Consider the following 26,905-nt stretch of genomic DNA (forward strand, 5'->3'; position numbering starts at 1 on the left):
GCTAGCGCAGCAGTGATAAAATTTCGAGTTTATAAAAACAGAAAGGGGAAGCAATTTATTATTGATCCCCTTGCCTTGTCTACATCATCTGTGCTGCTTTTTTAATACTCAGGAATTGATGGGTCAACTTCTCGACTCCAAGCGGTAATTCCACCTTTGACATTTGTACCGATAATCCCAGCTTCTTTAAGAATGCCGAGGGCTTTAGCAGACCGTCCACCCATCTTACAATGAGCAATCAATCGATGACCGTTGAGTATTTCTTTCACCTTGGCCAGGCCATCTCCGTTTTCAATGTCAGGTAGCGGTACCAATACGGAACCAGGAATTTTAGCAATTTCATACTCATTCGGGTTGCGGACATCTAGCAGCACAAAATCCTTTGCACCACTATCCAGCAATTCCTTCAATTCCTTGACAGTCATTTCTGCAATTTCCATCTGCTGTTTCGCCTCCTCTGCCTTAGCTTGTGGGATTCCGCAGAATTGCTCGTAATCTATCAACTTTTCAATTACTGGGCGGATGGGGTTGGGACGCAGCTTTAACTCTCGAAATTTCATTTCTAGGGCATTGTAAAGCAACAGTCGCCCACTCAGGGTATTACCCTGCTTCATAATAATTTTTACAGTTTCTGTTGCTTGAATAAGTCCAATAATTCCTGGCAAAATCCCTAATACCCCACCTTCTGCACAGGAGGGAACCATTCCAGGTGGTGGTGGTTCTGGGTACAAATCACGATAGTTAGGGCCGCCTTCATAGTTAAATACAGTCGCTTGCCCTTCAAAACGGAAAATGGAACCGTAGACGTTGGGCTTGTCTAGTAACACACAAGCGTCGTTGACTAGATAGCGTGTGGGGAAGTTATCAGTACCATCCACAACGATATCGTAAGGCTTGATGATATCCAGCGCATTTTCAGAACTCAAGCGAGTTTCGTAGAGATCAACCTGACAATAGGGGTTAATCTCGTGAATACGGTTTTTTGCTGATTCAATCTTGGGTTTACCTACCCAGGAAGTACCATGAATAACTTGGCGTTGCAGGTTGGAAGTATCGACAACATCAAAATCAACAATACCGATACGTCCAATACCCGCTGCTGCAAGATATAAAAGTAGTGGCGAACCCAGTCCACCTGTACCGATACACAGTACACTAGCAGCCTTGAGGCGTTTTTGTCCTTCCAGTCCAACTTCTGGCAATATGAGGTGGCGGGAATAGCGTTCGTAATCGTCTTTTGTCAGCTGGATTTCATCCAGATTGGGATTAAGCGACATTTTATCTACCAACAGTGTCAAGGTTTAATCTAGTGATTCTAGAATTTAAGATAGTAATTTCAAATTAGAGAGCATTTTAGTATACTTCTTTCGGCTGCTTTTGGCTAGTAATATTCTAGTTTACTACTAGGTCTGTGTACTCTGAGTGGTGCAGAGGGTAAAAAAATCCCCTATTAGAGGGGATAAAGTAAATATGTGATGGGATAATCAACTGTTCAAAAAGGTTATCGCCTGTTCTAGCGAGAGTTTAGCCTTGTAGATATTCAAGAATCTCTCTTGCTCATATCTATCAGGTATCTTCATCTTCCTACCCTCCAGGGAAATTCTCACCAGCGCTATCTGTTCATCACTGAGGAAATTCATCTCATCTAAGGCTACACCCATATTCTGCAAGCTTTGAAATGATGGTCGCCTTATCCCCCTACCATCTTGGAACTGCTGCAAGGCTAGTATTGGAAACGCCATCAAGGTAGTGATGTAACTGACTTTGTATCCTGGGTTCCCTGTTGGGGGTAAACCGTAGCGTTGACACAATGCACGTAACTCTTGAAGTGTCAGGACTTCAAGTTCAGAACGAGAAAACATACAATAGAGTTGTCCATTTTTAGCGTGGATGCGGTGGTTGACATGTTTGGCGACTAGCAACCACCGAATAACAATTTCTACTATGTCGTCATAGTATACAAGCTAGTATTACAAATATTAATAATGTCTAGACCTGGTGGTAATCCAGATTTCATAAAACATAAGTTAACTACTGATAGACCAGAGCCATTAACAGCAAAGCTGACTGTGAGACTTCCTCAGTCAATGATGGACAAACTGAAGGCAGTAGACAATTACCCTGAATTTGTCAGGCAATGTCTTCAGGATGGACTGGACAAGCTTGCAAAAGTAATATCATTCTCTTTAAGTCAACGACAAAAGGAAAGTATGGATATAGCATCAATAGTTACTGAATTGTTAAGTAATGTAGAAAAAGCATCAGTAGGAATTTTAATTAAAGAACTTTTTGAAAAAGAAATAATAGAAGCTGGCAATTTTACAAAAAAGAAATTTTTTACCTTTGTTGAAGCAGTAAGAACAATTTACAGTAAGCCAAAAATTAAAGATATTAAACCTGAAGAATTAATTGCAAAAATAGAAGATATTAAGCAGGAAACATTGCAACCTATATTAGATAATATATTTATAGGGCATGAAGATGAAGTAATTAGACAAAAATGGATTAATTTATTAGAATCAGCTATATTAGGATATCCAATTCATCCTAGATACATAGATGCATTAAGACTCTTAGACGGTATAGATGCAAACGTTTTAGAATTTATGTATGAGTTTCGTCAACGGAGAAATCGATTGAATAATTATGAAATTAAAACAGAATTACAGAAAAGAAAAATAGAAAATGTTACAGAAGAAATGGTAAAAGATAGTTTATCTAATTTAGTAGAAAGAGGATTGTGTGATGTAAATACCCTACAAGGTAAACCAAGGTATTCAGATATGAATAGTGAAAACATATACATTAGTGAATTTGGCAGAAAATTTTTATATATAGTTGGTGAAAAAAGTTCTGAGTAGCAAGTTTAAAAGTAGAGTACGTATTCTTAGAGAAGCTGATACCCAATTATATGGAACTTCTTGATGGAAAATCACAATTAGGTATCGGAGCTACTTTAGGGAATTTTTTAATGGAACATAGAAGCAATAATTGCTGCTTGCTGATTCATCCGATACCCTGAGTCATCAAAAAGGCCTGGTGAGTAGCCGAGTTGTGCGTATACACCTAGCAGAAAATCGGGATCGATAATCGATAATTGATGACTTATTGTGATGAGCGTAGCTATTTCTTGTAACCATCAATACTGGCTGACCTTGGTAAGTGATAATAGGGGGATTATTGCAGTAAGGATTGTAAGGGCTATATATACCATGTTCACCGCCATACAATCCATGCGGGTTACGGATGCTGTAGATTCCATGATAACTGCCGTGGTTTCCCTGAAAATTGCTGATTGAGTTGGGGTCATATCGGTCAGTCGATAGCAATCCTAAAAATTGCCCGTCAGCAGCCCATATCTGAGCTATACCATTAATTTGGGTGAGAAGCTGTAGAATTGACATGTTTATTGGCTTATTACTTTTTACAGATAATGCTAAGCAGTAGTTCGGGGTCAATTGCTGCCTTGAAGTTTGGATTTTTGGTCAATAAGATAGATTTTCCGTTAGGAAGAACAACAACAGGCGGATACTGAGCGTGAGGATTATAAGCACTTAAATCTGAAAATTGACTGCCATAATCACCGAAGCGCTGAAATATACTTAAATCTGAAAATTGGCTACCATAATCTCCAAAGTTATTACAAATGGAACGGTTGTCAAAATTGTCACTAGAAATATTTCCGAGAAACTGTCCTGTTTTCGGGTGATATAAGAAAGCATTACCATCTAATGCTTGTATAGCTTCAAATAAAGTTTGACCTTTACTAGGATTTGCTGAACTAGCAATAAAACCTAGAGTTATCGCTAATACTAAAGCTGTCTGCTTTGTTTGCATGGTCTAATTACTGTGTTAACGAATATCTAGTACGTCAGTTCGTATCTGTGCGTACTAGATGTGCATTTCCAGCATCACCGACGATAACAGCCAACCGCCTCAGCAGCAACAACGATATTTATTTCAAAAGATTGTGAAGAAATAGATGTGATACGGCGTTTCAGCAGGTGAAGAGATAACTTTTTGTTTTGGTTAGATGTTAAATTATGTCTTTAATTGTCTCTAGTTGAAACTGATGATTATTATCAAGACTCCAGCTTTTGAGTTCACCAGCTTTACCATTTTGAACGGAAACTATTATATACGAGTATTCTGGCCAAGCGTATAAGCGATCGCATTCCGAAGGTACAGCCGGATGATCGGGATGAGAGTGATAGATACTGATGATGTTCAGTGAGGAATCGCGTGCTTTTCTTTGTGCTTGTAACATGTCTTGGGGCGCGATCGCATATCGCCGTCTTTCATCATCTACTTTCTGATCATCTGTAAAATTAGCAGCCTCTGTATTCCAAGCATTTGCTGTTGGTATGATTTCTACCACAGTTTTACCAGCACTTGCCAGATAACCCAAGATGATACCGCAGCATTCATCTGGGTATGTACTTTCAGCATGAGTGCGGATAGTTTGCAAGTGTTCTGGAAGGAGTTTGATAATAGTATTCTTCATAAGAAGTTAAATTTAAAAAGTTTGCTACCAATTAAAAACACGAATATTGTTAAAATTAATCACATCAATACCAACAGTTTGCAAGTAATTTGCTAGCTTCAAATCATCAGTTAGTACTAGATACTCATTTCTAGCTAAAGTTAGTATTCCGCAGTCAGTTAGTCCAAATTTGACAAATCTATCAACAGTCACAGCATCTATACTTTTGATGTAGTGTTCATTCAAACGAGTAGCATTTTGAGCAAATTGAGCAAATATTAAAAAACATTGCGATCGTTCAGGTTCACCTAGCTGATTAGCAAGGCTATTGACTTCTGTCAGAATATTTGGAGTTGTTACAATTCTCTGGAATTTTGCAATAAACCCTAACAAAAGCTCATAGTCTTCCGGTATAAATTGCTGAGTTCGGTTAAAGCGAGTGATTCGTTCTGGATTGACACTACCAACAAAAAACAGAAGTAAGATGTTTGTATCAATTAAAATTCCCTTTTGGTGATAACGACCAATTAGGGACTTAATTATATCTTTCATACTTCTCTAATTTTCATTGCCTCAACCTCGCCAGTTTGCGAGTTAACTTTAAACAATTTGTATTCTCGCTGATAATTCTCAGTAGGAAAAGTAGAAAATATATCATTCATACGATTTTTAGGATTTATTATAGGAATATCAAACCCTAAAGTAATCAACCAAAATTTTTTATCTTCAGAAAGTTCAACTTCTTCAAGCCTCAAATTTTCTACTGAATTACCCATTATCTCTTGTAAGTTTAATATGTATTCACGGGCAGCATTCACTGCTGTTTTTAGATCAACAGATAACATATTATTATTTCCTTGTTTTCTTAAGTTATTAATTATTAATTTGATTATAATAAATATTTTTTGACAAAGAGGAGTGTATTTTTTATTTTTTAATAATTATTTTTATAAAAATAAAACTAAGAAAGCGCAAATATAATAAATAAATTTTAATAGTCAAAGATATGTTGTAAAAATTTTCTGACTTCTTTGGGTTTGCGGAGGATAATCACTTGTTGGTTTGGTAGAAGTTGGCTAAGCTTATTGAGAATGTGAGGACGGCGAGTACTGGGATATGTCCAAACAAAGTTGAGAAATTCCCAGGTTAATCTTTCTGGACAACCTGAAGCCATATCAGGTCTGGACTGTCCTGCATATTGCCAACTTCGCTTAATTACTCGCCACAGACACAACAAGCGCTTTAAATCTAAAAAAATCACTGTATCTGCGATCGCTAAACGAATATCTAGCGTACCACTGTAGTTACCATCCATAATCCACGATTCCCGCAGAGTTAAATCTTGAATGATGCTTTGCCATTCAGGTTTTGGAGTCTCAACCCAGCCAGGATTCCAGTATAAAGTGTCTAAATGAATTACTTCTAAACCTAAGATGCTTCCGAGTTCACGGGCTAGGGTAGATTTACCAGCACCACCAGAACCAATAATCATGATTTTTTTCACTTCAATTTTGCACCTACTCCGTTTTTCTGCGTTGCGCTTGTAATGACATTTTACGTTTAATTGGTTGAGCTAGTTAGCAGGTCGAAAAAGTATAGTTAAAGAGGTTTTTAACTATAGCGAATTGCATTGATTAAGGTACACCCTAAAAGTAATTTATGACTTGCTTGTAGAATTACCCCGTAGCTGACTCGCATAAAAACCGCAGTTATAAAGGTTTTCTTCATGGTCAACTAGTTCACCCGATTGGGTGAATGCGATCGCAGCGTCAAGAACTACTCTGAAAAGAGACGCAGTTTTTATGCTGTGAGCGATTCTGCTCGCATCACAAAAACTGTCAAAATGGCTACGCTTGCTTTGATGATTATGCCAGTTCCTTGTGTGTCAAAGGTTCCTAGAGTGGATGAAACTGTAAAATCACTGCATCAACTAGGTTTTCAACAAGAAACTATCACAGTGTTGGAAAGAATTGCTGCTAATTTGCCGGGGATGATTTTTCAAGTTATACAACAACAAGATGGTTCCCAGTTTGTTGTGTATGTTAGTTCTGGCTGTCGAGATTTGTATGAATTAGAACCAGAAGTTGTACAAGCAGACCCGGAGGTACTGCATAAACTGATTCATCCCCAAGATAGAACAGCTTTTGTAGAATCTATTGCTGTTGCTAGTGCCACTCTTACACCTTGGCGTTGGGAAGGTCGCATCATTACGCCTAGTGGCCTCAAGTGGATTCAAGCTACTTCCCAACTAGAAACACAAGCTAACGGCGATATTTTCTGGGATGGTTTAGTGATAGATATTACAGACCGCAAACAAACAGAAGCAAAATTGCGAGAAAGTGAAGCACGCTATCAAGCAATTTTAGGTGCTATCCCTGATTTAATGTTTCGTATTAGCCGTGATGGCGAGTATCTCGACTTGAAAGAAGAAGGAGCAAATGTCACTCTCAACAGAGAAGAAATAGTTGGTAGAAACATGTGGGATCTTTTACCCAGTGACGTTGCTGCCATTAGTCAAGAAGCGATCGCTAAAACTTTAGATTCTGGAACTTTGCAAACTTGTGAATATCAACTACCAACGCCTTTAGGAATACGAGATTATGAAGCGCGGTTGGTAGTCAATGCTACTGATGAAGTGTTAGCTATTGTCCGGGATATCACAGAGCGTAAACAAGCAGAAGTCTCTTTGCAAAATCTGGCTCAAAAATATTCTAAAGCTTTTAGTTTTAGTCCCGATCCAATTACCATCAGCACACTTGCCGAAGGACGTTTCCTAGAAGTTAACGACAGTTTTGTGAAACTCTCAGGTTATCAGCCAGATGAAGCAATTGGTCGTACAGCTTTTGAATTAAATCTTTGGACAAATGAACGCGATCGCACTCTTTTGTTACACGAGTTCCAGACAAAAAAAGTTGTTCGTAATTTCGAGATTGAATATCGCAGGAAGTGCGGCAAGATATTGACTACACTGCTTTCAGGTGAAGTTATTGATTTAGATGGTATCCCTTGCATCTTAGCAGTGCATCATGATATTACACAGGACAAGGAAGCAGAAGCGCAATTACGCCTGTCAGCACAGCGCGATCGCTTGTTGACAAAAACTTTGGTACAAATTCGCTCTTCATTCAGCTTAGAACAAATTCTCCGAACCACCGTCACAGAAGTCCGGGAATTTTTGCAAGTAGACCGGGTTTTTATTGGTCTTAAAGATCTCCAACTCAAAGCTAAAACTGTCGTCGAATCAGTAGATCCCAATTATCCATCTGTTGCCAATTGGCAGACCAATGATCAAACTTGTCTGCAAGAATTGAGAAATATACTAACGACTAATCGAGTGCGTGTGATTGAAGATATCTCGCAAATAGAAGTATCTCCTGCATTGCTAGCACATTATCAACAATTTCACACACAAGCGACCTTAGCTGTACCAATTATGCTAGGTGAGCAATTGTTTGGTGCTTTGATTGCCAACCAATGTTCTGGCCCTCGTCATTGGCAGCCAATAGAAATTGATTTGCTACAGCAGATGTCTGAGCAACTGGCTATAGCCATTCAACAAGTGCAACTGTACCAAGAACTCGCACAACTCAACAGTAGTTTAGAACGCCAAGTAGAAGAACGTACCACTCAGTTACAGCAGAAAATGCAGGAACTAGCAGAAACCCAACGAGTTAAAGACGTAGTTTTGCACACAGTTGCTCACGATTTACGGACTTGCGTTATGGGTAACTTGATGGTGCTACAGAATTTACTCAAAAGCCAGGGAGCAGGGGAGCAGGGGAGCAGGGGAGCAGGGGTGCAGGGGAGCAGGGGAGCAGGGAAAGTTATATCAGCATCCTCCTTATCTCCCCATGCGCCATCTCCCATTCCCCATTCCCCAATTCCAGTATCTTCCTCTATTATTGAGCGCATGATTCAAGGTAATGATCGCCAACTGGGAATGATTGACTCATTACTAGAAATTCATTCCTGTAAAGAGCAAGGAGTTGTTCTAAATCGGGATTTGGTGAGATTTAGCACGCTGTTACAAGCAATTATCAAAGACTTGCAGCCAATGCTGAGCCAAAACCAAGCGAATTTGACAAACTTGGTTCCAGAAGATTTACCTTTAGTGTTGGCAGATACAACTCGCTTGCAGAGAGTTCTAGTTAATTTGTTTACTTATAGCTTGCAACACAATCCACCAGGATTAAATTTTACCCTGAAAGCCACAGTTGAAAATGGAATGATTCGTACTTACATTCAAGATAATGGTGTAGTACTCAGTAAGCAAGAGTGCGATCGCCTGTTTGATTTGCATGTACGCCATCCACAAACGCCATGTTCTACAGACATCGGTTTAAAAATGTATCTTTGTCGGCAAATTATCCAAGCTCATGGTGGTGATATTGGTGTCATTAGTAACCGCAAGTGTGGCTTAACGTTTTGGTTTACTTTGCCCTTAACCTGAGTTCGGGTTAAACATAACATATACAGGTAAAAGCCACTCCAGTTGAAGGCTGGGTTTCTTAGGTTGATGACAATAAGCGATTGATCCCCAGATAGGTGAATTTTTGTAACGTTCTCTGCGGTGTCGAGGGTGTTCAATCTGAGAAATGTTCTGGAGTTGGTCATGATACCATTTCCAAAAATATTTGCAACACATGAATCGACTGTAGGGGCGTACAGCTGTACGCCCCTACGAAGGTATCTGTATCAGGTATTTCGTGAAATGGGATAACACCACGGCGCTGTCTTCCCAACACACTGACTTTTCAGCCTCAGTACTCAGCACTTTCAAGATGCTGTCAAGCGGATGACAAAGATGTTAAATGATATTTTGCTAATAGGCAAAGTAAAAGCGGGAAAACTAAAATTTAGACCAAAATCTCTTGATTTAGTTGCATAGTGCCGTCATTTAGTGAAAAAATACAGCTAAATTTCAGCAATAAGCTAGTTACTTGCTTCAAAAGTGAATATCATTCAATGCCATTTAGCATGGATGATAAGTTAATAGCACACATTTTAAGTAAATTACCCTCGAATGCAATTACATATTTGCCAGTTAATAGCACTATTAAATTTACTCTCAGTTGCCAGAATGGACGAGCCGTATTTGAAATTCAACATTAATAAATTGGTATTTTATTATAAAACCTACCACGCCTGATTAAATCATTTTAATGTGCCAATAATGTTGCTGATATCCTAGGAACCAGACTAGATTTAGCAATTGTTAAAAAGCGTGTTGACATACATAAAACTCAAATATTTTTGATCAATACACTAGTATTGGGTACGTTGTTGACTGTGATTTTGCCATTAAGTAATCAAATATAAATTGAGGGGAATGATGATCAAAATTTTAGTTATCGAAGATGAAGAAGCAGTGCGTGAAAATCTTATTGATTTGTTAGAAGCTGAAGATTTTGAAATTGTTGCAGCAGCCAATGGCAGAATTGGTATAAATTTGGCTATATCGGAAATTCCCGATTTAATTTTGTGCGATATGATGATGCCGGAAATTGACGGTTATGGAGTGTTATCAACATTACGCCAAGAACCATTAACGGCAACGATTCCTTTCATTTTTTTGACTGCAAAATCTGCCAAAGCTGATTTTCGTCAAGGTATGGATATGGGTGCGGATGACTATCTCACTAAGCCATTTACCCGCGCTGAATTATTAAGTGCAATCATGAACCGCTTGGAAAGGCAAGCTACTTTAAAAAAATATTTATCTCATCAAAGTACAAATAAAACTTTATCTCCTAAAAGGCAGATATTAGAAATAAGTTTACACAGAGTTGTCAGAAATCAAAATTTTTTAGAGGAATTTGAGGTTTATTATCAACCTATAGTCGATATTAAGTCTGGGCAGATAATTGCTGCTGAAAGTTTGTTGCGTTGGCAAAGTCCTGAATTAGGTTTAGTTTTACCAACAGAATTTATTCCTTTAGCAGAGTCTACAGGTTTAATTATTCCTGTTGATAGATGGGTATTACAAAATGTTTGTAAACAGATCAAAAGCTGGCATGATGCAGGAATTCCTTACTTGACAGTGACTGTAAATTTATCAGTAATGGAGTTTAATCAACCAGATTTTATCGATAAAATAGTTGAATTTATCAATATCAATCATCTAGAACCACAATACCTGGAAATAGAACTGACTGAGAGCATGATTATGCAAGATGTAAATAGTGCGATCGCAACTATGAATGAATTGCAATCCCTTGGTGTCAGCATCGCTATTGATGATTTTGGTACTGGCTATTCTTCTTTGATATATTTAAAGAATTTACCAGTGAATACCCTCAAAATTGACCGCTATTTTATTCACAATGTTGCTCAGGATTACCAAAAATCTGCGATTACTAAAGCATTGATTGAAATGGCTCACAATCTCAACATGCAAGTAGTTGCTGAAGGTGTAGAAACAGAAGCAGAATTATCTTTCTTACGCGAAAACAACTGTAATGCGATGCAAGGGTTTTTATTCAGTCTTCCATTACCAGCAGCAGAATTTGAAAATTTTTTGTGGAATAACAAACGCTTACCTAGGTTACCTGTATAAGTAAAGTTGAATGTGACCAAGCCGTGCTTTGGGGCGGGGTGTAGGGAAACCTGATGAAGTGCGCCTGGCTCCTTGACACCCTTTTCATAGTAACAATTTTGTGTACTACGGAAAAGGAGCAGAGGTATACAGTCAAGATAAAACTTTTAATTGCTAACTTCAAACTCTTGACAACTGACAACACACCCAGCAATAAAGTTAAATAAAAGCTTGGGCATTGCTTAAAATGCAATAGCTGGTTTTGGCAATGCCATAAGCTAGTTGGGTATGTAGATTTGGCTGACTCAAATACTATTATCTACAGACGATGTTTGCGATCATGTTGGGGTTTTCGGTGTAGTTAGCGTATAACTTGTATGAGTTGTATGCGAACAGACAAATCAGTATATAATTTTTTGGTGGGATGTCAATGGCAAAGCGATCGCTTCAAGCATCAGTAGAAGGCATTAGAAAGGCTAAACAGGCTTTTAAACGTAAAGGTTGGACGCAAGAATACTTAGCTGCTGAAGTGAGTTTAGAAACTCGCCAGCCTATTTGGAAATTTTTTACTGGTAAGCCCATTGACCGCCATGTTTTCAACGATATTTGCTTTGTTCTTGAGCTAGACCCTTTAGAAATTGTACAACAGGCAACTGTTAGTGAATTTACAACTTTAGATGCCCCTGCTGATATTACCCTCAATATTGATGCCATAGTACTAAAAATGCGGTCTGCCCAGTATGAGAAAATTCAAGCACAGTGCGGCACTTTACACCTTTTGGATATTGCCAGACCCGTTAGCATAAACGACCTTTATATTGATGCCAATATCTTTGAAGAACTCACTAGTAACAGGTGGCTAGAAATTACTGCCTTACCAAGGTTAGATACCGATGAATTTAACCGCTTTGGTCTAAATCAATTATCTCAGGAAAGAGTTTCAGGACTAGAGATACTGACAAAATATTCTAAGTTAATCGTACTGGGAAAACCAGGTTCTGGTAAAACTACATTTTTGCAATCAATTGCTATTAGTTGTAATCAAGGTGTTTTCTTACCTGATTATCTACCAATTTTTATCAGCTTGAAACACTTTTGTGAAGACATTCAAGGACGTAATCAAATTACTTTATTTAAATATTTGCATGAATTTTTAACAAATTATGGAATTTCTGAACAAGAGTTATTGACATTATTATTTCATGGTAGAGCTTTAATTTTATTAGATGGTTTAGATGAAGTTACTCAAGAGCAGTCTGCAACAATTCACAATATAATTAGCAATTTTTCGGAAAAGTTTTATAAAAACAATATAATCATTACTTGTCGTCTTGCCTATCAGATTTATAAATTTCAAGGATTTACGGAAGTAGAAATTGCTGATTTTACAAAACCACAAATTGCTGACTTTGTAGACAAATGGTTTTTGTCGGTTGCCCATCATTCTCCAGCAAAAGCACAAACTTTAGCGCATAAGTTTATGCAAAAGTTGGAATTGGCAGAAAATCAACAAATTTTAGAGTTGGCTAGTACACCAATTTTACTAAATCTCATATGTTTATTTTTTAAATTTATAGAAGATTTTCCCACTAACCGCTGTGAACTGTATAAACAAGCATTGGATCTGTTATTAATACATTGGGATGAAGCTAAAGGTATTAAACGAGATCAAATCGATCCTGACTTTTCGCTGCTCAATAAAATTAAATTGTTTAGTTATATAGCAGCAGTCTCCTTGACTCAAGGAGATTACTTTCAGTCTGAAACTAAAATACAGCAAACTATCGCCGAATATTTGTGTTCTCTCCCCAATGCTAAAACTGATGCAGATGCTTTGGAATTAAAAAGTGCAGCGGTGTTGAAAGCGATCGCAGTCCAACATGGAATATTAATCGAAAGAGGGCGAGGAATTTATTCTTTTTCACATTTAGTTTTTCAAGAGTATTTTGCTGCTAGAGAATTTATGACAAACACTACTAGCCAAACTTTGCAACGATTTGTTAAGTATTTAGAAGCAAAAAGTTGGTATAACGTATTTTTACTAAGTGCAGAAATGCTAAATCCTGTAGATAATTTGTTGCAATTCCTGAAACAAAATATTGATAAATTAGCAATTCAAAATGCACAAATACATGAATTTATCAATTGGTTAAGGCAAAAATCCTCCATAGTTAGTGCAGCTTATCATCCAGCTGGTGTACGTGCTTTTTACTTTAGTATTGCCCTCCCCTTGGAACATCCTTTAACTTGCAACCAAGATTTAGCTATATCTTTGGATCGTAGGCTTGCTGGTAATCTAGCTGCTGATTTAGGATTGGATTTAGCTCTGACTCATGCACTCGCTGTAAGTCTGACAATAACTAGTGATATTTTTCCTCAACGTTTCTCTGCTTTGAGTTTAGCTCTTGATTTGAGACATCTGCTTACAGATCAACCATCTTTACAAAAATCGCTGCAAAATCTGAAAAACCAGTTACCCTTACCTAATCAAGGTAGAGATATTCTCAAAACATGGTGGGAAGCTAATGGCAAAACTTGGACTAAAGAATTGCGAACTTTGATAGTCGCCAATCGCCAAATTGGCCATAACTGGCAGTTTAACCAACAAGATTTGCAGCAACTACAGTATTACTGGAATGCTAACAAATTACTCTTAGATTGCCTCAATAGGGCTAACAATGTCACTGTAAAAATGCGGGATTGGATAGAGAGTAATTTGTTTTTAGTTTCTATTTAAATCTAAATTTTAAACAAAAATCGAACTTTAGGTCGGCGACAATTCTTGAATTTGAAGTCTAAAGTAAAGTGATTGTGTACAATGTTATACTGTTATGAAAGTCTCTGCGCGTTTCTTGCTGCTTGTTTTCCTATTCACCACAGCAGCATGTAACCAGACTCGCGCTTCCTTAGATAATTCTACATCGCAAGCACCTACACCTCTGACCCGGCTGGCGCAGAGTCCTACACAGTCGAAAAATATTATCCCGACTGAACCACTTTCACCTACACCCATCCGCATCAACCTGAAGAATTTACCTGCACCCTTTGCTACGGAAAGTGCTTCCAAAGCACCTGAAGTCATAGAAATTCCTCAAAATCCGGTTTTGCGTGTACCAGCAGGTTTTACAGTTAACGTATTTGCTGAAGGACTAGATGCGCCGCGGTGGCTGGCTTTAACTCCTAGTGGTGATGTGTTAGTGACAGAAACCAGACAAAACCGTATTCGTTTATTGCATGATAGTAATGGTGATGGTGTAGCCGACAGTCAAAAGACCTTTGCTAGTAGGGCAAACGGACTTAATAAACCCTTTGGTATGGCTTTTGCAGATAATTTTTTCTTTTTGGGTAACACAGATGCAGTAGTGCGTTTTCCTTACAAGCAAAGTCAAAACCAGATTACAGGTAAAGGGGAAAAAATTGCTGATTTACCTGCTCAAGGTTACAACAATCATTGGACACGTAATGTTGTTGTATCACCCGATCGCAAGAAATTATATGTTTCAATTGGTTCAGGAACTAACGTAGATGAAGAACCCTTACCACGGGCTTCAGTGCAGGTGATGAATTTGGATGGTTCCCAGCGTCAGACTTTCGCCTCTGGCTTGCGTAACCCAGTTGGTTTAGATTTTCACCCTATCACCAAAGAACTTTACACCACTGTCAATGAACGTGATGGCATTGGCGATGATTTAGTTCCAGATTACCTGACACGCATCCAGCAGGGAGAATTTTACGGTTGGCCTTATGCTTACTTGACGCCAAATAACCTTGACCCGCGTCAAAAGGTGAACGACAAAAGTAAACGTCCAGACTTGGTAGCGCGTACCCGTACCCCAGATGTCTTGTTTCAGGCACACTCAGCAGCATTAGGTTTACAATTTTATGATGGTAAGACCTTTCCTGAAAAATACCGCAATGGTGCTTTTGTAGCTTTTCGTGGTTCTTGGAATCGCGATCGCGGTACTGGTTATAAAATTGTATTTGTACCCTTCGATAATCAAGGGCGATCGCAAGGCTACTACGAAGACTTTCTCACTGGATTTTTAGTTAATCCCTCTATTCCAACTACTTGGGGGCGACCTGTAGGCTTACTTGTTCTTCCTGATGGCAGTCTGTTATTAACAGAGGAAGCCAATAATCGGATTTATCGGATTCAGTATACGGGGAATCGGGAATAGGGAATGGGGAATGGGGCATAAAAGAGAAACAACTCCTAACTCTTAACTCCTCACTCCTAACTTTCTTAACTCCTAACTTTCTGTTTAATTTCAGTCTCCGCTTATCTGATTTACAATAACATTGCTGATCAATAGTAATAGTCATCTAGTTTAGAAATTTAGTTGAGATTTAGTTATGACTGAGAATGAAAATAATGATCAGTTAAATAGCAATGAAACTTCATCACATTCAGGGGCACGATACTGGGGTAACGTGGAGGTGATAGAAGAAGGAGAGACTTATAGAATTAGCCGTGTTGAAATCAAGCCTAGGCACGGTATTAAACCGCAAATTCATTATCACCGTAATGAACACTGGGTTGTAGTCTCAGGTGTAGCAAAGGTGACTTGCGGAAATGAGGAAATGTTACTTAATCGCAACGAGTCAACCTATGTACCCGCAGCAACATTGCATAAAGTCGAAAATCCAGGACATATTCCCCTAGTGATCCTGGAAATTCAAAATGGCGAGTATTTGGGTGAAGATGATACTGAGCGTCCTTATGACCTAAATCTAGTCAAGCCTGCACCTGAAAGTAAATAGCCGTATATAAAAACAAGGAATGGGGGATGAGGGGGATGAGGGGGATGAGGAAGATGAGGGAGATAAAGCAGAGAATAACTAAACCAATGCCCCATTCCCTATTCCCCATTCCCTATTCCCTACTCCCTAATTTTTTGGTTGTTAATATCTAATTCTTCACGGCGAAGAGTTTCTTGAGCCTCAACAGTATCTTGTTCTACAACCTTCTTGACTTTGACTTCTTCACGCAAAACCGCTTCTTTGCGAATTTCAGGAGTTTCCTCGTAAATTTCTACACGCGCAACTTCGCCTTCACGGAAGTCAGCATCACCAGGAGAAGCCGTTCTACCTGCGTCTGGTGGAGTAGTGCGTTCAATAACTACTCGCTCTTTTTCAACGGGTACGGCAACATGTGCTGTTTCAGTTTCAACATGTTTGCCAACCGCTACTTCTCCTGTCTTAACGCGGGATTTATTGGCAATTAACCGTTCTTCGTACAGTTTAAGAGTTTGGTGAGCTGGCTCACGGGTTGAGTATAAATCAGGTTCGCGATCGTAGCTATAGGTATCGCGGTCATAAGTAGGGCTTGGTGGAGGTGTAGTTACACCAGTTCCACGTTCGGCATAGTCCCGTGAAGCATCTACAGGGGTTGGTGTTTCTAAAGGCGCCTGTGTTGTTGGAGTGCGATAAACTCCGCGCACTTGTTCTTCATAGTCGTAGTCAATTTTTTCCAAATCATTGAAATCAGGTAAGTTTTCTACTTGCTCTTTGGTAAGCCCTGTAGCATAGACGTGTCTATCAGTATAGCTAATGCGAGAACGCCCAACTGGTAACAACACTTTCTTACCAAAAACCCAGAAGCCCGTATCTACAACTAAGTAGCGAATCCGACCAGAATCATCAACTAAAATATCTTTGACAGTGCCAACTTTATCATTGTCTACATCAGAATAGACATCAAAATTCTTGATGTCATAGTTATCAACATCAGTATCTTTATAGTCGGCAGTAAAATCTTCCAGCTTATAAAGAGCCATGTTATTTTTACCATAATCTCTACAGTTACTATGCTATAAGTCTGTTAAACAACGCCCTCTTTCTAGCGATTGAATTTAATTTTTGCCTAAATTAATACTTGTAGTAGATGCATATTTAAATATTTAAAATAGCAAGCTTGAGAATAGATAACTTGAAGATAATAATAGTAATATAAAGATTTAAATAAATTATTTCTTGAGTAAAAACACCCAATCTCAAACTGATAAATTTTCTTGTAGGGCGGGGTAGGCACTTTGCTGTCGATAGTATTTGCAACGAAAAACATGAGCAGAGAACCTAACTTAACCTGAGTTCGGGATAATCTCAAACCATGATTCTATCATTGGCTGAACTAAATATTATGTTGTTATTTGCATTGTTCCCCCAGTTGAAAGAGTTCGCCAATTGAACTTCTTAGAGGATGTTCTGAAAGTATTGGGCGAATATAATTTCGCTACTACACAAACGCGCGTCCGCCCGCGCAGACTCAGACAAAATCAATGATTTTAAACCTGCGTAGGCGGGTAAAGTCTCGTGTAGACGCGATTTACAATCGCCCAAGTAAGTAACTTTACAAACAACCTCTTAAATTTTTGCACTGATTACTTACTCCTCACGCTTCAGGCTCAACACCCAACGCCCTAAGCTGTGCAGTCAAGCGTTCAGCCCGTTGTAGGGCAGTTTCTTTGGCTTCTCGCTCTTGTTCGGCTCGTGTGCGTTCTTGTTCGGCTCGTTCGGCACCAGTGGCAATTACATTACCTTCTGCGTTACACCACCGCAGCCAAACATCTCGCTTACCTTCATATACGCCTTCCCACAAACATAAACCTAATTCAACTTCTGCCAACCATTGACTATTGATAGGTACATATTGTCGTCCACGCAACTCGTAAATCTGTAGAACTTCACCGCCAAGCTGCTGAGTTGGATCAAAGATAACGTAATACATTATCCGCATCCGGGCATAATCTAGCATTTTACTGCCTGTTTCATTGCCTTTTCGATTGGAGACAATTTCAATGACTACCTCTGGCGGTTTGCCAAACTCCCAAAAGAAATAACAGCGATGTCTTTTTTCCCACCAGTCATCAGCTATCTGTACATCTAGGCTCAAAAAGACATCTGGGACAATGGACGGGTGCTTGCTGCTATAAAATAATCCTACATTGGCAGCCACCAGAAAGCCTTGAGCGTTACTTGGGCCGTTCCAAGAACTATAAAGCGTTTCTGTGAGTAAGCGCTGTTGTTTTTCTGACGGTAGATTATCCACTGGTTCATCATCTTCTGTCACCAGATGACTCACATCTGGTGACAATTCTTCTGTTAAGGTTATGGGTTCATTCATAAAAACCTTATACCATTTTGGATTTTAGATTTTGCGAAAAGTTGCGTGCGGTGAGCAGTCCGTTGGGCGGCTTTGCTGACTTGAAGGAACTGCGAACCCGTTCGCTCGAAGAGCGTTCCCGCAGGGTAGGGGGGTTCCCCCGTTGAGCAAACTTTTCAAGACGGATTTTAGATTGTGTTTATCTATAAATAAAAGTAGTAGCGTGTCTAGACTAAAATAGTGCATAAATTTCTTCTAATATCTCTGTGTTCTCTGCGTCTCTGTGGTTCGTTAATGCAAAAAATTAGTTCGGTTGTGCTAGTAGGGTGCTTTATGGCTTTAGCCTAACGCATCACCATACAAGATGATGCATTAACCATTTTGATCATAATTTTTCGCTACAAATTATATGAAAGCAAAGCGCCCAATATCATAAAGGTGTGTTACGCTACGCGATAACACACCCTACTAACTTCAAGTAAATTATTTGATTTCTTGTGGTTAGCTGATGATTAAGGCTTTGGTTTGTAAGTCGATGCAACGTGTAATTCTTTTAGTTGCTTGACATCTACACCTGAAGGTGCATCTGTTAATAAACAACGTGCTTGCTGTGTCTTCGGAAAAGCAATTACATCTCGAATTGATTCTTCACCAGCTAGCAACATCACTAAACGATCTAAACCGTAGGCGATGCCACCATGAGGCGGTGTACCATATTCAAATGCTTCTAAAAGAAAGCCAAACTTATTTTGTGCTTCTTCAGGAGATAATCCGATCGCTTCAAACACCTGTTCTTGAATTTCTCGCTGATAGATCCGTAGACTACCACCGCCAACTTCAAAGCCGTTGAATACCAAGTCATAAGCTTGGGCGCGGGCTGTTTTTAAATCGCTTAAATCGTCAGGATGCGGTGCTGTAAACGGGTGATGCAGTGCTTCTAGGCGCTTTTCATCGGCATTCCACTCGAACATGGGGAAATCTGTGATCCACAGCAAGTTGATTTTTTCTGGATCAATTAAGTTAAACTCTTTAGCAATAAATTGCCGCAGTCTGTCTAAAGTTTTATTAACAGTAGCTGCGTCACCAGCCCCAAATAGTAACAAATGACCGGCTTTTGCACCTGTGCGACGCAATATTTCCTGCTTTTGTTCTTCACTGAGGTTGTCTTTAATTGCACCTATGGTATCAATTTCACCGTCATCCCTGACGCGGATGTAAGCTAAACCTTTGGCACCAGCTTCACTAGCTTCTTTGAAGATGTCGCCGCCTGGTTTAATCCTGACATTAGAAATTACATCATTACCATTGGGAATGGGCAGGATTTTGACTATACCACCATTGGCTACAGCGTCACGAAAGACTTTGAAACCAGAGTCTTTCAAGATGTCTGAAACATTCACCAATTCCAAACCATAGCGGGTATCTGGTTTATCGCTTCCGTAACGTTCCATCGCTTCGGCGTAGGTGAGACGGGGGAAGGGATAATGTAACTCGATGCCTTTAACGGTTTTGAAGATATGCGATACTAGCTTTTCGTTGAGTTCGATAATTTCCTCTTGGGACATGAAGCTCATTTCCATGTCCAACTGAGTGAATTCTGGTTGTCTGTCGGCGCGTAAGTCTTCATCGCGGAAGCAACGAGCAACTTGATAATAGCGATCGCACCCTGATACCATCAACAATTGTTTGAATAATTGCGGTGATTGTGGTAAGGCAAACCATTCCCCAGGATTAACGCGACTCGGTAAAATATAATCTCTGGCACCTTCGGGAGTGGAACGGGTAAGAACTGGGGTTTCAACTTCGATAAAATTTTCCAAGTCTTCCAAGTAGCGGCGCACAGCTTTCACGACTTGATGACGCAGTTGTAAATTTTGCGCCATGCGTTCTCGTCGCAAATCCAAATAACGATACCTCAGCCGTAAGTCTTCCCGCACGTTTTCGGTGTCAGCGGTGGAAACTTGGAAGGGTAACTGCTTACGAACGGCATTAAGCAATTGAATTTTATCAGCGTAGATTTCGATTTCACCCGTGGGGATGCGGGGATTGAGAGATTCGTCTGGGCGTTGCGTCACCCTACCAGTGATTTCAACCACGTATTCATTGCGGAGGGCGTTTGCCTGTTCGTAGGAATCAGGGGTGCGTTGCGGATCGCTGACAATTTGGACAATGCCAGAGCGATCGCGTAAATCTAAAAATATCACGCCCCCATGATCGCGGCGACGGTCTACCCATCCGTACAAGGTAACAGTTTCTCCAATATTTTCTGTTCGGAGTTCGCCGCAATAGTGAGTTCGCATAGCTATTAATTCTTTTTCCTGGGCTAGATTAGCTAGTAAATGTCAAGGCTTTCCCATTATCTAGCATCAATAGTAATTGTAGTAGTTTTGGTTCCAGAAAAAATAGAATAATCTCACACTATATATATGGGCAATCCATGACATTACAATTTCATAATTCTTGCCTATTGTCTGTTTTCTCTATCCAAAAGAACTCATGCTAATTATGGGTCATATCAACATATGAAACAGCAATTGAAAATTTATGACACTAATCTCAGCAATTACCGAAGCGATTCCCAGTCTAACGGATGCTCACACCCGATTTGGTTTAATCCGAACAGAGGATGAGCAGTTTTTTACAGAGTGGTATGAAGAATTACCAAAAATTACTGAAGCTGAAAAAACTTCTTTGGATGTACTGCGGCGCAGATATCTATATCATCGTGGCGAAGGCGATTTGTTGGAGGGGACAGTGATGTTGTTGGTGGTGTCTCCCTTGCTGGCGTTGGCAGGATTTTATGATCCACCTTTTAAAATTGCCGCAGAGTCTTCAGTGGAGTTGGTATTGAATGATGGAGAGGAAATACTCCGTGGACGTATTGACGTTTTGGTGCTGCAAAATCAGTTTTGGGTGATGGTGTTAGAGTCAAAAAAAACCACACTTTCGGTTTGGTTAGCTTTACCCCAAGCACTAGCTGATCTCATGGCTAACCCTAACGCTGATAAACCTGTGTTTGGCATGGTGACGAATGGAGACGATATTTTATTTATCAAATTGACTCAAGCGGGTACTCCTCGATACGATTTGTCGCGGGTGTTTGCCTTGTTTACATCTGTTAGAGAGGTGTATGAAGTATTGCAAATTTTACGACGTATTGGTCAAGCGATCGCTCCGGTGTAAATATTTGCAAATCTATAACAGCGTTTCCACTATTTTATCTTCTTTTAAGAACTTCACCCTGCACTGATTTTTCTTTTGTTTTCCGATTACTGAATCGGTGTTCTAGCAATCTAGTCATCAAATCTAAAATTTTGATTAAATATTGCTTAACTGTCTTAACTGTCTTAACTGTCCTTGAGTTTTGATCAAATCCATGAAATATTAGTGACAAAGTAGAACTACTAGATTACAGAGCGCAGAATCAGCCTGGACAAAAGGCTTTCACCTTTCTGCGAGATGGAGAAATTGAAGAAGCAAGCTTGAATTATCGAGAACTACAGCTTCAGGCCCAGGCGATCGCATCTTGTCTTCAGTCTTTAGGAGCAGCTGGTGGACGTGCTTTATTGTTGTATCCACCGAGTCTAGAGTTCATTAACGCTTTCTTAGGGTGTTTGTATGCAGGTGTTGTGGCGGTTCCTGCTTACCCACCGCGACCCAACATGAATTTGCTGAGGTTGCAGGCGATTGTCACAGATGCTCAAGCAACGTTAGTCTTGACCTCGAAATCCTTGTTAGCCAGCTTAGAAACTCGGTTCAGTGAAAATCCCGAATTGGCAACTATACCTTGGTTGACCACTGATAACATTGACAGCAATCTCAGTTGGGATTGGCAACAACCAAGAATAGAAAAGGATACTCTGGCGTTTCTCCAATACACTTCTGGATCTACGGGAACGCCGAAGGGAGTAATGATCACTCATGAAAATTTGCTGGCTAATGAGAAATTGATCAAAATCAGCTTCGGAAACTCAGAGAAAACCATTGGTGTCAGTTGGTTGCCCTTATTCCACGATATGGGGTTGATTGGCAATGTATTACAGCCTATATATTTAGGTATACCGTCCATTCTCATGTCACCAGTAGCTTTCCTCCATAAGCCTTTTTGCTGGTTGCAAGCTATTTCTCGTTACAAAGGCACTTGTAGTGGTGGGCCGAATTTTGCTTATGACCTCTGCGTTCGCAAGATTACTCCCGAACAGCGTTCTTGTCTTGACTTAAGTAGCTGGGAAGTTGCTTTCAACGCAGCCGAACCAGTCCTTGCTGAAACAATTGAGCGCTTTACTAACTATTTTGCTCCATGCGGTTTTCGTCCTGAAGCGTTTTACCCTTGCTATGGGATGGCTGAGTCAACTTTATTTATATCAGGAGGTTTGAAAACTGCTCCCCCCGTTCTTTACCAGGTTGAGGCAGCAGCCCTTGAAGACAATCGGGTAGTAGCGGCTACCGAACTGAAAGAGGGAGTTAAGACAATTGTAGGTTGTGGTCGTAGTTGGTTAGACCAGAAAATTATCATTGTCGATCCCGAAACTTTTACTCAGTGTTCTGCTGGCAAGGTGGGAGAGATTTGGGTGTCACGTGATTCTGTGGCTGCTGGCTATTGGAATCGAAGAGAGCAAACCAAAGAAAGCTTACAAGCCTATTTAGCAGACACAGGGGAAGGGCCGGCCACTACACTAACATTTGAGCAGCTGACAGAGGAAATTAGTTACTCTCAACCCCAAATCAAAATCATTGTTAACGATAAAGTTGCCAATTCAGAAATAGCTACTCCTCAATATTGGGTACAACAGGGGCAGCAAGCTGGGCAATTTGTTGATAGTATGGCAACACTACAGCAGTTGGACATGGCTGCATTTGTCGAGATTAGCCCAAAACCGACCTTAATATCTATAGCTAACCAATATTTACCAGAAGATACAAGATTGTGGCTATCCAGTCTCAACACAGATATACCTGATTGGCAACAACTGTTAGAGAATTTAACACAACTATATGTGCGGGGTGTGGTGGTAGATTGGTCAGGCTTTGACCGAGATTACCCTAGAAAGAAAGTTGCCCTGCCTACTTATCCCTTTGAACGCCAACGCAACAGAAACAACCGCAAAATCTCTCATTGATTCATATAAGAATCTTACAATTCCTGAAAAAATTTGGCTATCGCATACCTGCTGCGGTTCGTTTGCTGCGTGTACTCCAAGCAAATACTAAGGCGATGAATAGTTACATTCCACCCTTCTATGAAGGCAAAATGACTTTGTTGCGAACTGATAAACCAATGGGTAACTCTTTCAATGAACCAACTTTAGGGTGGAATAAATTTGCCAAAGGAGGAGTTGAAGTACATCGATTTCCAGGTAATCATTTTACCTTACTCAAACACCCCAATGTTCAGATCCTTGCTCAACAGCTAAAAAGCTTTTTAGATCACAACACCTTTGCTAAAAAAGAGTATTAAGTTTTATAAATTTCAAGAAACACATTACGTTGAAAGCATAAAGGGCGCAAGATGTTGCGCGCCTAACTCTATGTTTTATCAAGAAGGGGAAGGGGGAAAAGGTAAAAACCTCGCCACTTAGGGCAAAATAATCATTGTATCATTGGGAAGTAAAAACTTCGCCACGTTAGGGCGACTTGTTCATCCCTTTTCCCTTTTCCCTTTAACCTTTTCCCCTCTGTTTTATCGTTTATCTACTTAACTTGATAGTGGGGGTCATTGAAAGCTTCCCAAGCAGCTTTGGCAGCTTTTTGAATACGTCCACTAAAATCTGTTACTTCTTTCATCAACAGATGCCAATTCTTCTCAGCTTCATCCTGAAAAACTGCCCAAGTGTATTCTAAGCGATCGCTTGCAATAAATCTTTCCCCTTCTACAGCTTGTCTTGCTCGACGCACAGCATTTAAATAGGTTTCAAGAGTCAAACTACCTGCTGAATTTGCCTCAGCTTGGGCGCGTCTTCTTATCGCTTCAATCAGTGCTTTTGTTTCGCGCTTCACTTCATCAGTTTCACCAACCATTTCAGCTTCCACAACTGCATCAGTTTGAGGACTGATTTCTACAATTATGGTAGATTCAACAGATTCAATAACTCTAGTTTCGATGGGATCAATGTTGTTCGCAGTCATAGTTGAAAAATCCTTAATTACTATTTTCTTATCGATTAAGAACTGCACCCTACATTAACTAGCCATTAATCTTTAATAATGTGAAAACTGACTAATGACTAATAAACTCTAGTCGGAAATTGTTGCTCTAACTTCAATAATTGTTCAACTCGCGCTTCTGTAGAAGGGTGACTAGAGAACAAATTACCGAGGAATTGTCCAGAAATAGGATTGATAATTAATAACGGCTCAAAAGCTGGATTAGCATTCAAAGGTAATTGCCTTGCTGTAGCTTCTAACCTTTGCAGCGCACTTGCTAAAGCGCGAGGATTTCCTGTCAACTTAGCAGAACCAGCATCAGCAGAAAATTCTCGTGTACGCGAGATTGCTAGCTGAATAATTGTTGCAGCTAAGGGTGCAAGTAGCACCGTCAATAACACACCTAAAGGATTTGCACCTCTATTTTCGTTTCGTGATCCTACACCACCAAACCACAGACCGTAGCTAACCATTTGCGCCAGAAATGAAATTCCACCAGCAACTGTTGCAGCTACAGCTTGAGTTAGAGTGTCACGATTAATAATATGAGTCAGTTCGTGAGCAATAACTCCTTCAAGTTCATCTTCTGGCAAGATATCTAAAATACCTTCGGTGACAGCAACAGCAGAATGTTCAGGATCGCGTCCTGTTGCAAAAGCGTTAGCAGTTTGACTAGGAACAATATAAACTCCTGGCATAGGAATATCGGCGCGTTTCGCCAATCTTTGCACTATCCTATAAAGTCCCGGCGCTTCGGCTTCACTTACAGGCTGAGCGCGGTATACTGCTAAAGCAATTTTATCTGATTGATACCAGGAAAATAGATTTGTTACTGCTGCTAGACCTATTCCTATAATTAAGCCACCAGTACCACCAATTACCCAGTAACTAATTGCAATTAGTAATCCACTCAATGCAGCCAGCAAAGCAGCTGTTTTTAATTGATTTCCCATATTTTTGCTCTCCTGCTAATGCTGTATTGATTTTTTTCCAGCCGTCTAGACACTAGCATTACTTAAGCTACCCTTTGATTGTATCCACCCAAACACATATTTTTCAGGTAGAAATTGCGCCTTAATTCAGTACGGTTTTCCTACTAAAGTGGCAAAAATCCAACTAAGTTCACAATTATCAAAGCTAATACCATTTTAGATTTGAAATTTTAGATTTTAGATTTTGCAGAAAGTCTGAAGGGAGGTTTCCGACCACCATAACTTTCCAAGACGGATTGTAAAAGAGTTACTCGTAATCACTTTTAACTCTACATCTGGCGTAACACAATTTTATCTTGTATAAAAAACTACAGTTTATACAATAAAAAATTGTATTTTTGATTACTTTTTTATAAAAGATTAATAAATATACATTTTGGGAGAAAAGTTTTTGAGAAATTCTTGACTTGATGTTGTTTTGCAGGCGACAATCAATCATTGCAGTAAATTAAAAATTAAAAATTAAAAATTATAGACTCAATAGATAAATCTAAAGGGCTAAGTAATCTGGTTCCCAATTTATTCTTATTGATAAATAAATTTAGCTAATTTTGGAGTCGCTATTTAAGCTAAAATAGGCAATGATTTTTTTGAATACAGTTTTATGGTTAAAAGTCAAATCTGTATTAAATTTCCCGGTGAAGATGCCCTACTTTCCTGGCTGAAACCTGACTATCAGGAAGTTATTGCCCTTGCTGCTAAGATGAGCGATCGCCTAGGACATAATGTAGTTGGAACTGAACATCTGCTCCTAGGATTGATTTTACAACAGACAAGCATTGCTGCCCAAGCATTGAAATCTGTGGGTGTCACTCTGGAGAAAACTCTGACTGAGGTTGAAAAGATTACAAATCTCAATACAAATCATAGAAATTTTGAAAGCTCTTTTACCCCAAACGCCAAAGAAGTTATAGCAAAAACCTTGGTATTCTACAGAGATATCAATAAATCACTGGATCAATTTATTGGATCTGAATCCATACTACTAGCAATTCTTGGAAAGCAAGAAATAATAGTACAACCAACAAATTATACAAATTATACAGCAGTAAAAATTCTCCAGAATCTAGAGATAAATTTTTTAGAACTCACAACTCAAATTCTGCAACTATATATGAAGGAACCTGATAGTGATGAAAATTCATCTGCTATTTAGAAATATGGCTGTAAAGAAAAAGATATATATAAATTAAATCATTTGTGGCATTTGTGGAGAACAAAAAATGCAAAGCAACATGATTCAAACTCCTAGATTTATCCGTGGAGTCTGAAAATTTTAATTAAATTTATAAACATGTTCCAAGATTCCAATATACGTATTCCCATTGCCATAAGTTTGGGTGCGATCGCAGGCGCTTTAAGCCGCTATTATCTAACATTATGGTTTGCCCAACGCTTCGGTACGAGTTTTCCCTATGGCACTTTTTTCATTAATCTCAGCGGTTGTTTAGCTATGGGATTCTTCGCTACATTCGCAGTAGAGAAAGTGGCAATTATTTCTCCAGAAATAAGATTGATGGTAGCCACAGGATTTTTAGGAGCATACACAACTTTCTCCACTTACGGTTTAGATACCATTGGATTATTGCGTAGTGGCGCTTGGTTATCTGCAACTACTTATTGGGCTGGTAGCGCTATCTTGGGAATCA

The 26,905-nt window shown here is 39.4% G+C and carries 25 protein-coding genes (1 of these 25 only partly in view); 12 read left to right on the forward strand and 13 right to left on the reverse strand.

All coding sequences use genetic code 11. The features are described from left to right. A protein-coding gene (locus I8748_RS24045) for an SDR family oxidoreductase (RefSeq protein WP_198127058.1) crosses the window boundary here: on the forward strand, positions 1-16 show its 3' end. It extends 812 nt beyond the left edge of the window; the window shows 16 of its 828 coding nt (coding positions 813-828); its start codon lies off the left edge, out of view; it ends in the stop codon at positions 14-16. A gap of 85 nt (positions 17-101) precedes the next feature. Here the strand turns inward: I8748_RS24045 and moeB are convergent, their stop codons facing one another. Together moeB and I8748_RS24055 are read right to left on the reverse strand one after the other, a co-directional pair. Further along, positions 102-1,277 (reverse strand): molybdopterin-synthase adenylyltransferase MoeB, encoded by a 1,176-nt coding sequence (gene moeB / locus I8748_RS24050; protein WP_198127059.1) that lies wholly within the window; start codon positions 1,275-1,277, stop codon positions 102-104. A 207-nt stretch (positions 1,278-1,484) separates the two neighbouring features. Further along, complete coding sequence (locus tag I8748_RS24055; RefSeq protein WP_198127060.1) at positions 1,485-1,862, reverse strand: hypothetical protein; 378 nt, start codon at positions 1,860-1,862, stop codon at positions 1,485-1,487. Between the two features lie 123 nt (positions 1,863-1,985). Here I8748_RS24055 and I8748_RS24060 point away from each other — a divergent pair, with 123 nt between their 5' ends. Beyond that, a complete protein-coding gene (locus I8748_RS24060) occupies positions 1,986-2,861 on the forward strand; it encodes an Abi-alpha family protein (protein ID WP_198127061.1) in 876 nt (291 codons plus the stop codon). Between the two features lie 165 nt (positions 2,862-3,026). Here I8748_RS24060 and I8748_RS24065 read toward each other — a convergent pair whose 3' ends face one another. The 6 genes from I8748_RS24065 to I8748_RS24090 all read right to left on the reverse strand — a co-directional run bounded on the left by I8748_RS24065 (position 3,027) and on the right by I8748_RS24090 (position 5,987). Next, positions 3,027-3,404 (reverse strand): hypothetical protein, encoded by a 378-nt coding sequence (locus I8748_RS24065; RefSeq protein WP_198127062.1) that lies wholly within the window; start codon positions 3,402-3,404, stop codon positions 3,027-3,029. Between the two features lie 13 nt (positions 3,405-3,417). Further along, positions 3,418-3,837 (reverse strand): hypothetical protein, encoded by a 420-nt coding sequence (locus I8748_RS24070; protein ID WP_198127063.1) that lies wholly within the window; start codon positions 3,835-3,837, stop codon positions 3,418-3,420. Between the two features lie 199 nt (positions 3,838-4,036). After that, complete coding sequence (locus tag I8748_RS24075) at positions 4,037-4,504, reverse strand: Mov34/MPN/PAD-1 family protein (RefSeq protein WP_198127064.1); 468 nt, start codon at positions 4,502-4,504, stop codon at positions 4,037-4,039. A 24-nt stretch (positions 4,505-4,528) separates the two neighbouring features. Further along, positions 4,529-5,035 carry a PIN domain-containing protein gene (locus I8748_RS24080; protein ID WP_198127065.1) on the reverse strand — a complete coding sequence of 169 codons (507 nt, stop codon included), beginning with the start codon at positions 5,033-5,035 and terminating at the stop codon, positions 4,529-4,531. Beyond that, positions 5,032-5,328: a hypothetical protein gene (locus I8748_RS24085; protein ID WP_198127066.1), complete on the reverse strand. Its 297-nt coding sequence runs from the start codon at positions 5,326-5,328 to the stop codon at positions 5,032-5,034. The genes I8748_RS24080 and I8748_RS24085 overlap by 4 nt, the downstream gene beginning before the upstream one ends. Positions 5,329-5,474: 146 nt before the next feature. Continuing rightward, positions 5,475-5,987, reverse strand: a complete 513-nt coding sequence (locus I8748_RS24090) for a DNA topology modulation protein (protein ID WP_198127067.1) — start codon at positions 5,985-5,987, stop codon at positions 5,475-5,477. A gap of 396 nt (positions 5,988-6,383) precedes the next feature. On the opposite strand from I8748_RS24090, the gene I8748_RS24095 reads away from it, so the two are divergent. From I8748_RS24095 to I8748_RS24115, 5 genes are all read left to right on the forward strand, one after another. Then, positions 6,384-8,933 carry a sensor histidine kinase gene (locus tag I8748_RS24095; RefSeq protein ID WP_449658037.1) on the forward strand — a complete coding sequence of 850 codons (2,550 nt, stop codon included), beginning with the start codon at positions 6,384-6,386 and terminating at the stop codon, positions 8,931-8,933. A gap of 882 nt (positions 8,934-9,815) precedes the next feature. Continuing rightward, a complete protein-coding gene (locus I8748_RS24100) occupies positions 9,816-11,039 on the forward strand; it encodes an EAL domain-containing response regulator (RefSeq protein WP_198127097.1) in 1,224 nt (407 codons plus the stop codon). A gap of 409 nt (positions 11,040-11,448) precedes the next feature. Continuing rightward, positions 11,449-13,755 (forward strand): NACHT domain-containing protein, encoded by a 2,307-nt coding sequence (locus I8748_RS24105; protein ID WP_198127068.1) that lies wholly within the window; start codon positions 11,449-11,451, stop codon positions 13,753-13,755. A gap of 94 nt (positions 13,756-13,849) precedes the next feature. Beyond that, positions 13,850-15,196 (forward strand): PQQ-dependent sugar dehydrogenase, encoded by a 1,347-nt coding sequence (locus I8748_RS24110; RefSeq protein ID WP_198127069.1) that lies wholly within the window; start codon positions 13,850-13,852, stop codon positions 15,194-15,196. A gap of 175 nt (positions 15,197-15,371) precedes the next feature. Beyond that, positions 15,372-15,779, forward strand: a complete 408-nt coding sequence (locus I8748_RS24115) for a phosphomannose isomerase type II C-terminal cupin domain (RefSeq protein ID WP_198127070.1) — start codon at positions 15,372-15,374, stop codon at positions 15,777-15,779. 119 nt (positions 15,780-15,898) lie between these two features. Here the strand turns inward: I8748_RS24115 and I8748_RS24120 are convergent, their stop codons facing one another. The 3 genes from I8748_RS24120 to aspS all read right to left on the reverse strand — a co-directional run bounded on the left by I8748_RS24120 (position 15,899) and on the right by aspS (position 20,420). Beyond that, a complete protein-coding gene (locus I8748_RS24120) occupies positions 15,899-16,795 on the reverse strand; it encodes a PRC and DUF2382 domain-containing protein (protein WP_198127071.1) in 897 nt (298 codons plus the stop codon). A 614-nt stretch (positions 16,796-17,409) separates the two neighbouring features. Then, the gene (locus tag I8748_RS24125) at positions 17,410-18,141 is read right to left on the reverse strand and encodes a Uma2 family endonuclease (protein WP_198127072.1); all 732 of its coding nucleotides are present in this window, start codon (positions 18,139-18,141) and stop codon (positions 17,410-17,412) included. Between the two features lie 491 nt (positions 18,142-18,632). Continuing rightward, complete coding sequence (gene aspS, locus I8748_RS24130; protein WP_198127073.1) at positions 18,633-20,420, reverse strand: aspartate--tRNA ligase; 1,788 nt, start codon at positions 20,418-20,420, stop codon at positions 18,633-18,635. 244 nt (positions 20,421-20,664) lie between these two features. On the opposite strand from aspS, the gene I8748_RS24135 reads away from it, so the two are divergent. The 3 genes from I8748_RS24135 (at position 20,665) to I8748_RS24145 (ending at position 23,578) form a co-directional block, all read left to right on the forward strand. Next, positions 20,665-21,303: a type I restriction endonuclease subunit R gene (locus I8748_RS24135; protein WP_198127074.1), complete on the forward strand. Its 639-nt coding sequence runs from the start codon at positions 20,665-20,667 to the stop codon at positions 21,301-21,303. A 200-nt stretch (positions 21,304-21,503) separates the two neighbouring features. Continuing rightward, entirely contained in the window at positions 21,504-23,240 is a 1,737-nt protein-coding gene (locus I8748_RS24140; RefSeq protein WP_198127098.1) for a fatty acyl-AMP ligase, read from the forward strand. Then, positions 23,237-23,578, forward strand: a complete 342-nt coding sequence (locus I8748_RS24145) for a thioesterase domain-containing protein (RefSeq protein WP_198127075.1) — start codon at positions 23,237-23,239, stop codon at positions 23,576-23,578. The genes I8748_RS24140 and I8748_RS24145 overlap by 4 nt, the downstream gene beginning before the upstream one ends. 233 nt (positions 23,579-23,811) lie before the next feature. Here the strand turns inward: I8748_RS24145 and I8748_RS24150 are convergent, their stop codons facing one another. Further along, on the reverse strand, positions 23,812-24,246 hold the full coding sequence (locus I8748_RS24150; RefSeq protein WP_198127076.1) for a hypothetical protein: 435 nt from the start codon (positions 24,244-24,246) through the stop codon (positions 23,812-23,814). 98 nt (positions 24,247-24,344) lie between these two features. After that, positions 24,345-25,217 carry a zinc metalloprotease HtpX gene (locus I8748_RS24155; protein WP_198127077.1) on the reverse strand — a complete coding sequence of 291 codons (873 nt, stop codon included), beginning with the start codon at positions 25,215-25,217 and terminating at the stop codon, positions 24,345-24,347. A 643-nt stretch (positions 25,218-25,860) separates the two neighbouring features. On the opposite strand from I8748_RS24155, the gene I8748_RS24160 reads away from it, so the two are divergent. Further along, positions 25,861-26,412 carry a Clp protease N-terminal domain-containing protein gene (locus I8748_RS24160; protein WP_198127078.1) on the forward strand — a complete coding sequence of 184 codons (552 nt, stop codon included), beginning with the start codon at positions 25,861-25,863 and terminating at the stop codon, positions 26,410-26,412. 138 nt (positions 26,413-26,550) lie between these two features. Further along, positions 26,551-26,905, forward strand: a 355-nt coding sequence (gene crcB, locus I8748_RS24165; RefSeq protein ID WP_198127079.1) for a fluoride efflux transporter CrcB, incomplete at its 3' end; no start/stop codon positions are given.

The organism is Amazonocrinis nigriterrae CENA67 (genome assembly GCF_016056305.1).
GTDB lineage: Bacteria > Cyanobacteriota > Cyanobacteriia > Cyanobacteriales > Nostocaceae > Amazonocrinis > Amazonocrinis nigriterrae.

What these genes read in the sequence shown, in the direction of transcription:
- moeB (WP_198127059.1), bottom strand. Translation starts at nt 1,277, where the DNA reads ATGTCGCTTAATCCCAATCTGGATGAAATCCAGCTGACAAAAGACGAT.
- I8748_RS24055 (WP_198127060.1), bottom strand. Translation starts at nt 1,862, where the DNA reads ATGTTTTCTCGTTCTGAACTTGAAGTCCTGACACTTCAAGAGTTACGT.
- I8748_RS24060 (WP_198127061.1), top strand. Translation starts at nt 1,986, where the DNA reads ATGTCTAGACCTGGTGGTAATCCAGATTTCATAAAACATAAGTTAACT.
- I8748_RS24065 (WP_198127062.1), bottom strand. Translation starts at nt 3,404, where the DNA reads ATGTCAATTCTACAGCTTCTCACCCAAATTAATGGTATAGCTCAGATA.
- I8748_RS24070 (WP_198127063.1), bottom strand. Translation starts at nt 3,837, where the DNA reads ATGCAAACAAAGCAGACAGCTTTAGTATTAGCGATAACTCTAGGTTTT.
- I8748_RS24075 (WP_198127064.1), bottom strand. Translation starts at nt 4,504, where the DNA reads ATGAAGAATACTATTATCAAACTCCTTCCAGAACACTTGCAAACTATC.
- I8748_RS24080 (WP_198127065.1), bottom strand. Translation starts at nt 5,035, where the DNA reads ATGAAAGATATAATTAAGTCCCTAATTGGTCGTTATCACCAAAAGGGA.
- I8748_RS24085 (WP_198127066.1), bottom strand. Translation starts at nt 5,328, where the DNA reads ATGTTATCTGTTGATCTAAAAACAGCAGTGAATGCTGCCCGTGAATAC.
- I8748_RS24100 (WP_198127097.1), top strand. Translation starts at nt 9,816, where the DNA reads ATGATCAAAATTTTAGTTATCGAAGATGAAGAAGCAGTGCGTGAAAAT.
- I8748_RS24105 (WP_198127068.1), top strand. Translation starts at nt 11,449, where the DNA reads ATGGCAAAGCGATCGCTTCAAGCATCAGTAGAAGGCATTAGAAAGGCT.
- I8748_RS24110 (WP_198127069.1), top strand. Translation starts at nt 13,850, where the DNA reads ATGAAAGTCTCTGCGCGTTTCTTGCTGCTTGTTTTCCTATTCACCACA.
- I8748_RS24115 (WP_198127070.1), top strand. Translation starts at nt 15,372, where the DNA reads ATGACTGAGAATGAAAATAATGATCAGTTAAATAGCAATGAAACTTCA.
- I8748_RS24120 (WP_198127071.1), bottom strand. Translation starts at nt 16,795, where the DNA reads ATGGCTCTTTATAAGCTGGAAGATTTTACTGCCGACTATAAAGATACT.
- I8748_RS24125 (WP_198127072.1), bottom strand. Translation starts at nt 18,141, where the DNA reads ATGAATGAACCCATAACCTTAACAGAAGAATTGTCACCAGATGTGAGT.
- aspS (WP_198127073.1), bottom strand. Translation starts at nt 20,420, where the DNA reads ATGCGAACTCACTATTGCGGCGAACTCCGAACAGAAAATATTGGAGAA.
- I8748_RS24135 (WP_198127074.1), top strand. Translation starts at nt 20,665, where the DNA reads ATGACACTAATCTCAGCAATTACCGAAGCGATTCCCAGTCTAACGGAT.
- I8748_RS24150 (WP_198127076.1), bottom strand. Translation starts at nt 24,246, where the DNA reads ATGACTGCGAACAACATTGATCCCATCGAAACTAGAGTTATTGAATCT.
- I8748_RS24155 (WP_198127077.1), bottom strand. Translation starts at nt 25,217, where the DNA reads ATGGGAAATCAATTAAAAACAGCTGCTTTGCTGGCTGCATTGAGTGGA.
- I8748_RS24160 (WP_198127078.1), top strand. Translation starts at nt 25,861, where the DNA reads ATGGTTAAAAGTCAAATCTGTATTAAATTTCCCGGTGAAGATGCCCTA.